Here is a 13,622-nt window from a genome sequence, read left to right on the forward strand (position 1 = left end):
CTGAGTTTTGTCAAGGTGAAAACACCACCATTTCCGTTAATTCATCTTCCAGTCCAAACTGTTCAGGCACCTACATTTGGAACACAGGTCAGACAGGAAGTAGCATCACGGTCTCTTCTAGTAATACTTACTCTGTCAGATGTCAAGAAACAAATTGCAGCAGCCCCCAAAGCAATGCCATTACGATTAACGCCAAACCTATACCAGCAGCACCCACGGTATCTGGCGGTGGAGATTTTTGTTCCCCTACTACCAGTACAGTATTGAGCGTAAGTGGCTGCTCTGGCACTATCTCTTGGAGCACAGACGAAGACACGCCTACCATCACTGTTTATTCCTCTGGAAGCTATTACGCCCATTGCAGGGTAAATGGCTGCCTATCTGAGCAGTCGAACACGGTCAAAGTAAATTTTTATAATTCTCCTGGTGCTCCTATCATCCAAGCGACAAACCAAGCCAAGTTTTGTAAAGGAGGAAATACCATCCTTTCTATTAATACCTCATCAAGTCCAAACTGTGCAGGTACCTACGTTTGGAATAATGGTCAAACTGGGCCTAGTATTACCGTGACTGGTAGTAACACTTATTCTGTTATTTGTCATGAGACTTTATGCAGTAGTCCTAAGAGTAACGAAATCACGACCAAGCTACTACCGAGCCCTAGTTTTGAAATCGCCAAAGATGACATTTCCTGTTACGCCGCCAATGACGGTAAAATTTCTATAACTCCTATAGGTGGAAATGGCCCAAATTATAGTATCCAGTGGAAGGATACCGAAAAGAGAGATTTCGAAAGAAATAATCTTAAAAAAGGGACTTATACCTTCACAGTATTTGATAATGAAGGATGTGAAAACGCTAGAAGTTTGGACATTTATGAACCCACAATTCCTTCTGCTTCCTTTTTCACAAACCCTATCACGTGTTTTGACGACGCCAATGGACAATTATTTCTAGAAGCAAGCGGAGGAAATGGCGTTTATTTCTATCAGCTGAATGGAGGTGCAGTCATACCATTTGACGAAACTAACAAGACCGCTATGAACGGGTTTGCTCAATCCTTAAATCAAGTAATCATCACAGACCATAGAACCTGTTTGGTTAAACAATTTAGTGGCATTGAATTTATCAATCCAGCTCCAGTTGTTCTCAACCTGGTTCAAAAAATAGAACCCAAGGGTTATAATACAAATGATGGAAGCATAGCTTTTTCGGTCATGGGTGGTACTGGTGAATACGAAAGTTATAATTGGAGAAACGAACAAAATCAGCTTTTAGAAACAAAAACTCTTTCAAGTGGCCCAGTTTCAACACTCCATTCCATAGGAGAAGGCACTTACGCTTTACAGGTTATTGACAGTCATGGCTGCTCTGCTCTTTCCTCTGAGTTCTTGGATGCCCCATCTCAAATTACCGGTGAATTCATCATAGGCCCTGTCTCCTGTTTTGGACAAAACGATGGCTCCTTAGATATCAACCCTTCTGGTGGTGTGCATGAGCAAAACTCAGAATCAGGATATTCCATATTATGGTATAAGGTGGAGGCGTCTGGCGGAGAAACCAAAATCTCAGAAAACACTGCGGCTCAAAACATAAATGCTGGAAATTACTTTGTTACCATAACCGATGGCAACGGCATTAGTATAAAAAAAGAAATAGAAGTTACAGAGCCAGACCTAATTGAAATAAACCTTTTACAACAACTCAACAATTACTGCGAAACCTCAAATAAAGGCATTTTAGAAATCGACATTAAAGGTGGAACTAAGCCCTATCAAACGTCGTGGTCTAATCAATCTAATAGCACCTTAAACACCGATTTACCAGAAGGCGATTACACCGTCATGGTAACAGACCAGAACAACTGTACCGCTGAAGCTAATTATACGATCGAGAAAGAAACCATTCCTTTTTCCAGTTCAGTTGCCTTAACCGAAGCCCTTTGTTTTGGGTTATGTGAAGGCGTATTTACAGGTCAGGTAACTGGCGGTATAGGCCCATTCACTTATTCATGGGAAAACTTTGCGGAAAGAGGGAGTCCAATGGAGATAGAACATATATGCGAAGGTGAAACCACTGCTTTCATCGCCAAAGATGCTCTAGGATGCGAAGCCCGTTCAGAGCAACTGACGATGACCTCACCACCAGAAAATGAAATCATATTGGACGACCAAGAGGTTTGTCCAACGAATTTCGTAGTTGACGGTACACAAGCGGAGTGGGCTGTTTCTTACTTTTGGGAATCGCCCAGAGGTGATGTCATAGAAGGCCCCACGCTAACAGATGACACCACGGGCTTTTACTTACTTCAGGTGGTTGATGCCGATGGATGTCAGTCCTTTAAATCTATTGAGGTCTATGCCGACCGCTCGGTGAACACCTATTTAGCCGCTCCTTCCGTAGCTCCAAATTATGACCATGTGGTTTTGGTTGACATTACAGAACCCATACCTACCAAAGTGGAATGGCGACTCCCCCCATACGCCAATGTGATATCGGAAGAAGAACACAAACTGATACTTCAATTCACAGAAATGGGCAACTATACCATTGAAGCTTTCCTCACCATAAATGGCTGCGTTTTCCCCGTTACTCAAGAAATAGAGATTATAAGCAAAGCTTTTTATGACGACAAGGGCTTCCCTGCTCCCACAGGAGTAAACTATGCAGAGCTTAAAGTATTAAACAATCCAATTATAAATAATGAGCTGACCTTAGATATCACTTTAAACCAAGAAGATGCCTATGCTATCATACTCATACAGGCTGCCAATAAAAAAGTAATTTTCAATAAATCCTATGAAAATGATGAAGTGGGAAGGCTATCCATACCATTGGATGCTCATCTTTCCCCTGGACTTTATCTCGTTCTGCTTCATACCACAGAGGGCAATATTGCCAAAAGAATAGTCATCAGATAGAAAATGAAAAGGTTCCTTTTGTATTGTATTCTTTTTAGTGGATTTCAACTCTCTGCTCAAAACTTAAATGACGACAGAGCCATTAGAAAGGCCCCATTAATGAAGCTTAATGGCGGATTAAATTTGACCACCAATTATAATTCGTATTTTCTTGACAACAAACTTAACCTATTTGCCTCTGGCAACCTGAACCTTGGAATCAATAAGTTTAACATTCCAGTGAGTTTTAGCTATTCTGATAGGAAGTTTAACTTCAGTCAAGCCTATAACTTTAACCAATTGAGCATCAGACCTAGCTACAAATGGGCATCGGCAACGCTAGGAACTGGCAATTTCAATTTCTCCCCTTATACCCTAAATGGACATCAATTTCTGGGTGCAGGTTTTGAACTAAAACCTGAGAATTGGGACGTTAAAATCATGTATGGCAGAATGGTAAAAGCGAGCCCTATGGACTCCGTAGCTGGCCCTACTTTTGGTAGAATGGGAGCTGGAACTAAAGTTAGCTATAGGTTTGGTCGGCAACTAAAATTAGGTGCCACTGCCTTTTATGCTTCCGATAACAAGAATTCAATCCCTGCGGAAAATCAAATATTCTATGGTCAAACCATTACACCTTCCGAGAATCTGGTGTTGGCTTTAGACTGGCTTATAAAACCCCTTCCCTTCTTAGAATGGAAAGGTGAAATGGCCAATAGTTTGTTGACCTCAAATGCCAACGAAAACCCAACAGCATTGAAAATCAAATCCGCTGCAGCCCTATTTGTTAATGAAAACAGTACTTCCAAATCTTTAAATGCCTTTAAAACCCAAGTAAACTTTCATCTCGGCAAATCTGCCTCACTCATAGGTGTGGGCTATGAAAAGGTAGACCCTGGTTACAAAACTTTAGGAGGTTACTATTTCGTCAATGACCTTGAGAGTTATAGTTTTCATTTGTCAACCAATTTTTGGAAAAAGAAAGTGGCACTATTTGCCCGGCTAGGAACCCAAAAAGATGACTTAGAAAACACGAAGAGCACAAGCCAAAACCGTTGGGTAGCGTCCGTAAATTCCACTATTAGTCCTACAGAAAAACTGCAGATGAATTTAAGTTTCACCAACTTCAAATCCTTCATGTTTGTAAAAGATTCTTATCAAGAAATCACCAGAATTCCAGGACAACCTATTGACAGTCTAGATTATTCACAGATTTCAAGAAACTTTAATTTCGGTATCAATCAAACTTTGACCAGTTCAGAAACAAAATCTTCTGCCCTGAGACTAAACCTGTCCCTCATGAAAGCCGAAGGGAGTAATGGCCCTATCATAAGAGAGGAAACCCAATCGGATATTATCAATGCCGCCTTATGGTACAATTTAAACCTGATAAGTAAAGATTTCGGAATAAATACGGGCTTCTCGTTTAATCAAAACAAATATCATTTAGGAGATAATAAAGGATTAGGGCCTTCTCTGAGCCTTCAAAAGTCTTTTTTCAATAAGAAATTGACCAGCAGCATTAGCTCCAATCTCCTTTTTTCAAATTTCAACTCGGAGCAGCTAACCGCATATAATGTCTTCCTATTGGCAAATTACAGCCCTTTACCAAGGCAAAAGATTTCTATGAATATTGGTTTAGTTGCAAACGGAATTGGATCAAATTACACCAACGCTAACCTAGGATATAACATCAGCTTCTAGCCATGAAAACCACTAAAATAACATTCTTAACTTTTCTGCTAGTTTCAATGTTTATTAACCTTGAAGCTCAAGACTTTAGATACCCCGTAGTGGCGAGAATAACTCAAACCGCTCCTTATCCTATATATTTAAACGAATACGCTAGCCCTGCTCAAAACAACTTTAGTGTGCAGCTGGAAGTTAGAGATAACAGTTTACCCACAAGACAAATAAAACTACGGCTATGGATTCAAGGCCCTGGTATCATTATTCAGAGTACACCAGTTGTTCAAAATGAACAAACCATAGAATTGTCTAGTGGACAAACGTATCATATTCCAAATAATCAAATCGCTAATTATTTTCAGAATCATAACCTCCTCATTTCCCCACAACAATATGCCAACTCCTTAGAAGAAGGAACATATCAATTTGGCATTGAGGTAATTGACGCTAATACAGGCAGAGCTCTTTCTGGTGTCCAATACGGCAATCCAATCTGGATGACCGTTAACGAACCTCCAATTTTTGCGGTACCAGAAAACGATGATTTACAACAGCCTCTTTCTCCCCAAAACATAAATTTCCAATGGATTCCGAGGCATAAAAACGTAACAGATGTGGAATACGAATTCACTATTACAGAAATAAACAGCCCTAACGACTATCTTGGAAACTATCAAAATCTGTTCTTATCTCAACCACCTATTTATAGCACTAAAACCAGGCAAACAACACTAAACTATAATTACGCACTACCACCTCTAATTCCTGGAAGAATTTATGCTTATCGGGTAAGGGCTATCGCCAAACAAGGCTTGGAAGAAATTGGTATTTTTAGGAATAACGGTTTTAGTGAGATCCAATGGTTTAAATATGACCATCAACTTTTGCCACCCTTAAATGAAAAAGTAGAAAGAAGTGGACGATATGACTTTAATATAAGCTGGGAAGGGCATGATAATGACGAAAGTTATGAACTGTTCTATAGGGAAAAAGGGGCAGATTGGTCATCAAAAGAAATCCCAAAAGTTAGCTCTAAATCTGGCGTAAATATCCATGACGACATCCTATATCTACTACCAGAAGGCTCATACGACTTCCAAATAGCCGTCAAAGGGAGTCCATTTTATGAAACAGCTTATGGCCCCATCTTTCATTATAAAGACACTATAAAACCCCCTTTTGATTTAAAACCCCTTTGGTTGGATTCTACCCAGGCATATTTGTCATGGAGTGGCTATCCAAACCATACCGACTTCAAGATTCTTTATGCCACCAACATTAAAAAGGATTGGAAAGAGTTTAAATATGACAGCCCTGAAAATTATAGTCTTCAGGGTGGTGAAAATAGCTACGCCGCTTATATTTCTCATTTAAATTGGGACAGCTCTTATTTATTCAAAATAGTCGCTTTTGATGTAGACAGAGATTCCATAGTGAGTCAGCAAGCCTATTTGAAATATGAAGATAGAGAAGAAGTAAAACTTCTTTTGGAAGAAAAGAGTATCTCTGGAAATGTCTCTTGGGCCTTTTTAGAAGAAGAGCTAGCACAGGGAGCTATCAGCGGCACGGCTCAGGAAGAATGGAATAGACTGAACTCTTCTGGAAAAACAAAAACCACCAAAAAATTCATTCATAATAATCAGGAGGTATCCAATCTAAAATACCCATTGGCAGAAGCAAAAATAGAAGTCTTTGCGGATGAAAGCTGTCAAGTTTTATTAAAAACAATTGCTGCAGGTAGTTTAGGTGGCTTTAATGTCAGTTTCCCTGCCGAAGCCCTCCGTGGAGGTTTGTTACCCGACAAAATATATTTAAGCGTAAAACATGAGGTTTTTGGCACCTTTAAAAAAGAAATAAATTCCAATAGTTTTGAAAACTCATTAGACGTTGGCGAATGGGTAATTCCAGCCAAAACATTTAGATTTACCACAGAACTATCTGAAAGAGGATTTCAATCTTCAAATCCTCGAGACCATCTGGTAAAAGTTTATAGACGAGTTTCTAGTCTAGTGACTGCCCCTTATGCCAAATATGAGAACTTTAAATCGGGCAGCTATAATGTTGAAAGGATCAATAATGAAGACTATTTCCAAGTAGCGGAGTTAAAACCAGGGGAATTTGCCAACGGTATGTTTTACGCTGCCAGTAAATTCAAACAAGAGTATCTACTAAAAATAGAAGGTCCTTCTCCTTATCTCGACAAGCTTCAATTTGCTCAACTAGACACGGAAAATGGCGTTTACGAAATCACAGTTCCCATAAGTCAGAAAAAAGGCAAACCATACATTCATGGCAACATTTCTTATGAAAATAGCCTGAATGAAGGAAAGTCTGTCAAGCTGGTCTTAACATCTCCAAATGGCACAAAAAGCACTTTGCTTACGGGAAATGACAATTCTTATCGCTTTAATCTATCAACCTCCGCCGCTACGGCAGATTTGACCTATCAAATTGAAGTTTATTTTAAGAATAACCTTGTAGAAACGGTCAACCTCAAACTGGATAAAAGCAACTTAGGAACCAGAAAAGATTTCCTAATTAAACAGCGATATCTCACCGCGGTTATGGTTCAATTATTGAATGAAGAAAACGAACCTTTGAAGAACACTTTAGTAGAGTATGCCGCCTATAGTTTTACCACAGACGGCAACGGTTGGCTTCACTTCTTAGCTCCTGAAAACTCCACCGCCAACTTACAAATCAGAAGACCAGGTTATGACAATGCCACTATTAGCCTACCCATTTCCAGTCAAATAAAGAACAACAGGACAGACATTGATAGGTCATTGGTCAAACAATATATAGAAGACGATTTCACAAGTTTAGCCGAAAACCTCCCAACCGATGCAAAACCAAATAACTATAAACTGGGTTATTATTCTCATTTAGTCGGCTCTCAGTTTCTACAATCAAAAAATCAAGATGCCTTTTACGCAGGAGCAAGTATTTATAGAAGCTTTGATGACGCTAAACCAAAGGCTTTTCAGCTAACTTTCAAGGTCATAGATAAAGAAACGCAGCAGCCCATCAAAGATGTGGTTATTAATGAAAATCGTTTGGATGTCATTGGCCAGACCAATACGGAAGGTCTGTTGATGCTAGACAGCCATATTGGCCGTGGAAACAAAGTCTTCAACATTATGCCAAGCAGTACCTCTGTTGATGCACAAGGGCAAAAATATGGAAATGTAGATATCCCATTCGAATTCCCGCCACTTAAAAACGGTCAAGCAAGCACACAAACCATTACGATTGAATTAGAGTCTGGAGGCAAAATAAGTGGGATTGTTTATAAATATGGCACTTCCGGCATTTTGGCCAATGTCAACATTCAAGTGGACTTCTTAGGAACACAAACGACAACAACCACAGATGAAAATGGATACTATTCTGTAAAATTCCAGCCCTCAGAAGATGAAAACTTTCTAACCATTGAAGCCACAAAAGATGGCTACTACGATAGAATAGTGCACATGGCCACTGCAGAAAGTTATGGTCTAACCTACACCAGAGATATCTATATAAAAATTGGGGCTCAAACGGACTCTACTATAAATTCCAAAGCCCCACAGTTAGTGTCTTTGTATGGCTTTAATATTACTGAAATCACGCAATTTGATTCTGAATCTATGTTGGGGCAAATATTAGCAACTTACCCAGACATTGTCGCTAATATTCCCGTATCAGGGACAATAGCAGACAGACAGGGTAATACATTTGAATTTGCCGACGTCAATTTAAAAATAGAGGGTAAGGGTGTGTCTATTCCTACCTTCAAATTCACCTCACCAATAGTCAGCTTAGTTCACAAATCAGGAGAAATGCTTTTCGCAAATAAACTGGATGTAAAAGCCGACGCCGCAATTTACCTAAGACCTGTAAAGGAAAACGATCATAAAATAGGGATGATTTACACCAAATCATTCAGTTTGGAAGAAAGTAAGCTTTCTTCTGACATTCTCAGTGTTTATCAAAAAGCAGATTTAACCAAGTTTTCCCAGTCTAACATCGGCTATAAAAATAAGGATGAGGAAAAAGGAATTACCTACAATAAAGATCTCGGCATAAATAATTTTGAAAACATGCCATATCCTATTGCTTACAGTAATGGTGACATACCCATTTCACAACTTAAATTTATCTCTAAAAAAAGCAATACATCTTCAGCAGCTGCACTTCAAGAATTGTTCGGATATTATGAGACTATAAAATCAGACAACAAGCAGCTTGAAAAAATGTTTCAAAAGAGTAATGTCAATAAAAGTGTATTTCAAACAGGTAATTTGATTTTTGAAGCTTTGACTTTAAGTCCGATAACAACCGAATTACACAATATGGTGGTGATGCCCCTCATGAGTATTCCTAACATCCATATTTCTCTTTTGAATATTGACAAGCTACGCCTCGCAAACGAGTCTATTTCAGGTGTGTTAATCGATTATTCTAGGTCGCCCAGAAAACTCTCCATGGGAGCTGATGTGGTACAAGCCCAAATTGAAGAAGTCTATGTAGAAAGCGATGGCGTAGAAATAGTCTATTTTACGAATAACGATGGCAATAAAATCAAAGCCAATAGCGAGAGTCTAAAAGAGATCTCTTATAACGCCAATGGCATCTCTTATTCAGACTATAAAAATCAAAAAGAAGTAGTACAAACAGCCGCGGTATTAAATGAAGTTGAGATGTTCAAAATTCCCCAACCAGCCATGGAACCTGGTTCTAGAATTAAGATAACGGCTTCTGCCCGTACAAATACGGACGGCTTTGGGTACATTGAGCAGATTTTTAGAGAAGATATTTTTTTCGCCACCAACACAGGTAACAGCTACATTCCCAAGCTAAATATGCCTCTAGCCGATACCGAAGGCAGTCTTACACTAGAAGGACTTGCCGAAATTTCTATTGACCCTCATGATTTTATGCTTTCATGGAAATACAGTGATGCCGATTCCGTTTGGGCTATGAAATTGGAAAGTTGGAAATCCAATAACTTTTGGGGTTATACGGTACTCAGGCCCAAACAATTTGCTGGAAGCTCCACAGACGTCAATATAGAAGATAAGTTAATGGAAGATGGTCTTACTTCATTACCTGAGGCCAATCTAAATGATGGTGAAATAAATATCGTTTACGGAGCCGCTATTCCTCTAATTTCGACTTTTGATATGGAAGTAGTGGCAAAATGGGATGAAAGTGCCAATACTTTTAATAGAGAAACGGCCTCCGCCTCTGGTAGTTTAAGGCTACCAACAGTCATAAGTCTGGAAGTTGGCGGCATGTTGTTTTTTGACTCTACCAATAAGGTAAACGGTCTTTTCCTATCTGTTAATGGCAATTTGGAGATTGTTGGGGCAGAAATATCTGGTTCAGGAGGCTATGTGAATGTAAACGGAGATATCATATGGGGTGGAAGTTTAGCCGTAGCTTCAGAAGGCGGAATAGGGGCACCTAGTTTCAAAATGTATAGTTTGAAAGCTGGTTTCTTATACGACAAGGCCACTGATGCCACTTTTTTACAATTGGCCACATCTATTGGTATAGGGAAAGAGCAAACTTTTCCTGCAGAGATAGTGCAATACCTAAAAGATTCGACAGCAACTCAAACGGCAGATAAGGCCACTACTGATGCCGCTATTAAACAAAAATGGAAGAAAGGAAACAGCCATAACCCAATTTATATAGGTTTTGATGAGTTATTTTTTGCAAGTTCTGGCCGCTCTGGTTATGAGCCTAAAAACCATGATGTAAGCCTTAGTGACGCCGAGGTTACTGTAGCTTTTATAGCGAGCAAGCCAGGTGCTTTTACGCTTACTGGAGCTTCCGGAGTGGCTTTAAAAGGACAATACCTCCTCGATGCCGCCTTCCTTATTAGTAATGACCCTGCAGAAAAAAGTTGGCGTTTCTTTCTTGGAATACCATCTTTTAGTAGAGCTACAGTAGGACCGTTTATAGACTTTACAGCCAATTTCCAATTAGACGTTGGTTCTAAAAACGATAAAACCAACTTTTTCATCATGGGTGCCGCGGAAGGAGATTGGCCAGTTCATGCCATTGTTTATCTCAAATTATCAGCAAAAATTGCCATTGGTGTAAACGCGGAAACAGATTCCGAAAAACTAGCAGACGCCACCACTGCCGGTGGACAAACGCTTTCAGAAACAGCTTCTAAAGTTGTTCAGTTTATGGGTTCTTCATTTAACGATATTGCCGAGCAATCCATTCAACAAAGAACAGCCTTCTTTGACGCCATACCAGATTCATTTAAAGACGGAGATGGCCTATTCTCAGGATTATACTTTGGAATCAAAGCCGCTGTTCTATTGGGCGTTGCCAAAGAATTTAGTAATGATTTTGTATCTGGATCTGCTCGTGCCGGAATTGGGATTGAACTTCAATTGGGCCTATTAAAAAGCTTCAATGATGGTCAGTTTGAGCTAAGATTCAGTGGCTCACCTGTTATTGACTTAGGTGTAAAATCTAGGGCTCCTATAGACATGATACTTTTTGAATACACCATCCAAATTGCTAAAATTTGCGGAGCAGGATACACTTCAGACATTGCTTCTAAAGAAAAATGGAAATGGCGATTCCTATTCCAACTTTTTGCTTTTGACGAAATCATTGGAGCAGGAGGAGATGATGCAGACTGCAATTCTGTAGGTTTATTTTACTGGCGACCATGTATCTATTTCTATTTTTACACCGACCCCGACAAAGCTGGCTATGAAAATGGAAAATGGGTAATGGCCACCGAAGAAGCCGACGATTTCCAATCAACAACTTGTCCAATAGAATGGTAATGAAAAGAATACATATAATCCTATTACTCGCATTAAGTCTATTCTCAGAAAAGACTCATGCCCAGTTTATTGGCAATTTCGTGGAAGATAGAATTTGCTCTGGTGCCGACGGTAATTATATCTTCTTGGTAGATGAAAAATATATGATGGAGCACAATGGTCTCTTTCCTGAACCCTATCAGAATGGTCGTTTTTTCTTAATTGAACGAAGTGTAAATGATGGTGCCTTTGTGGTCATTGATACGTTAAAACCTATTCAGTCTTCTACAGAACTAGAAGCCATTTTTGGTGAAGGAACTATTCAGGCTATTTTGGAAGATAAAGTCAATTATAGTTTCCAATCAGAAGCCGAAATCATAAAAGCCTATCAATCTTCTAATAGCCCCTTTTCGTTTCTATTTCTCCAGCCTGTAAAGCAGCTGAGAGCCATGGGACATGCTTATGTAGACCTTGACGTTGAAGAAGGAAACAAATACACCTACCGCGTAAAATGGAATGATACGGGGGAGTCAATTGTGACAGGGAGTACTTCTTTTGGAGCCTCAAACAAAATGCTTGATAAGGTTAAACTTCGTTTCAATCAAATGTCAATATCCTCTCTTGATTCTTTGATTACTGGAGGATGGTTACAAACAGGAATTGAAAACAAAATGGCTTTCGAAGTAGATTTTTATGGCAAAAAGACATTTGATAAAAAGTTTGAGAAGCTTTATACCAAAAGAATGTTTTATGCTGCGGATACCGTTAAAGCCAGCATATTTCACAGAGTAAACCCTATGGAAGTTTGGGATGTGTTTGCCGTGCCCGTAGATCTTCTGGGCAATAGAGGAACTCCCTCAGATACGGCTACCATTGCAGCATTTACCAAGGGAAGGCTCCCTTACCCCAAAAACTTCACCGCCAAAGACAGCACAAATGCCATTTACTTGACATGGGAACCTGTAACAGAGCATTCTTATGTGAGCGGCTATTTACTTTCACGCGAAATAGGCAATAGAGTTTATGCTATTTTAGATACCATTCCTCTAAATCAAAACTATTACTTGGATTATGACGTAGAAAATGGCCAATCTTATAATTATGATTTGCAGGTGATTTCTTCACCTATAAATAACCTTATTTATAAAGATTTCCCATCGGTTAAAGCCGCTGGTAGTCATACAACGAGTGAAAGAATACTACCTCCTGCAAAGCTCACGCTGAGTCATGTAGGTCCTTATATAAGAATTGATTGGGAGCCCGTAGATGAGACTAATTTGATGAATTATTTTGTGTATTCTTCCCTTACTCCGGATGCCGAGACATTTGAAACCGTAGGGTCATCCAGAGACAGTACTTCCTTAATAGATAGCACATTAAATGGAGATTTCCAGCATCAAACCAGGTATTACGGTATAAAAAGTATGAGCTATAACATGAAATTAAGCCAGCTCTCCACTATTGCTTCCATTCAGCCAAAATTTGAGACGGAGATAGAGAAACCCATTGGTCTTAATGTAAAACGATGGGCGTCTGGAAACAAACTAACTTGGGAAACGCGGGAAATGTCCTCCAACTTTATTTCGTCGTATAATATTTACCGACGTGCCAGTGCCTTAGAGCCTTTTTTCGTGATAGACTCCCTTATTAAGGTTCCAGAATATTTAGACGAGGCCGCTATTCCAGAATTAGCTTATGAATACGCTATCTCAGCCATGGGAATTAATGAAAAAGAAAGCCCAGTATCCGTAAGTCAAATTATTGAGGGTTTTAACGCTATCCATGAGGAGGACAACCACTTGTCTCGTGTATCTTATAAAAACATACCTCCAGGTATAGAAATCAACTGGCTTTGGCCAAATAATGCCGATATAGAGAAGATAGTCATTTATAAAATGCTGGCGAATACAGCAACAGAACAAGAATTCCAGAAAGTCGCAGAAGTGGATGTAGAAAAAAGTAGATTTTGGGATAAAGATGTAAAAGTGGGAGAAACTTACGCATACCAAATTTCGGTAAAAGATAACTCAGGAAGAGAATCCACTCGAAAGTTCGCGAAAATTATATCAAGACGCATTCAAAAGGATTAAACCCGGTTTACCCAATGGAGAATCGTAATGAGTTTACGAACTGATTTTGAGCAATTTAACCACGGAATAGATGATAAATCGGAATAAATGCTCTATTATCTCTTCCCAGCCACCTTTACTTTGTCATGCATATAATACAATAAAGGGCTGCTTATGGACAGTCT

At 39.4% G+C, this 13,622-nt stretch carries 4 protein-coding genes; all 4 read left to right on the forward strand.

Annotated elements, in window-relative coordinates; translation table 11 throughout:
* Window positions 1-2,921, forward strand: a 2,921-nt coding sequence (locus ACTBZY_RS08255; RefSeq protein ID WP_463045854.1) for a SprB repeat-containing protein, incomplete at its 5' end; no start/stop codon positions are given.
* Between the two features lie 3 nt (window positions 2,922-2,924).
* Entirely contained in the window at window positions 2,925-4,604 is a 1,680-nt protein-coding gene (locus ACTBZY_RS08260) for a TonB-dependent receptor (RefSeq protein ID WP_463045855.1), read from the forward strand.
* 2 nt (window positions 4,605-4,606) lie between these two features.
* Entirely contained in the window at window positions 4,607-11,389 is a 6,783-nt protein-coding gene (locus tag ACTBZY_RS08265) for a fibronectin type III domain-containing protein (protein WP_463045856.1), read from the forward strand.
* Window positions 11,389-13,458 (forward strand): fibronectin type III domain-containing protein, encoded by a 2,070-nt coding sequence (locus tag ACTBZY_RS08270; protein ID WP_463045857.1) that lies wholly within the window; start codon window positions 11,389-11,391, stop codon window positions 13,456-13,458. Before ACTBZY_RS08265 ends, ACTBZY_RS08270 begins: the two co-directional genes overlap by 1 nt.
* The last annotated feature ends 164 nt before the right edge of the window (window positions 13,459-13,622 follow it).

The sequence above is a fragment of the Arcticibacterium sp. genome (assembly GCF_055134445.1).

Coding starts and splice junctions, on each gene's coding strand:
- ACTBZY_RS08265 (WP_463045856.1), top strand. CDS start 4,607: ATGAAAACCACTAAAATAACATTCTTAACTTTTCTGCTAGTTTCAATG.
- ACTBZY_RS08270 (WP_463045857.1), top strand. CDS start 11,389: ATGAAAAGAATACATATAATCCTATTACTCGCATTAAGTCTATTCTCA.
- ACTBZY_RS08260 (WP_463045855.1), top strand. CDS start 2,925: ATGAAAAGGTTCCTTTTGTATTGTATTCTTTTTAGTGGATTTCAACTC.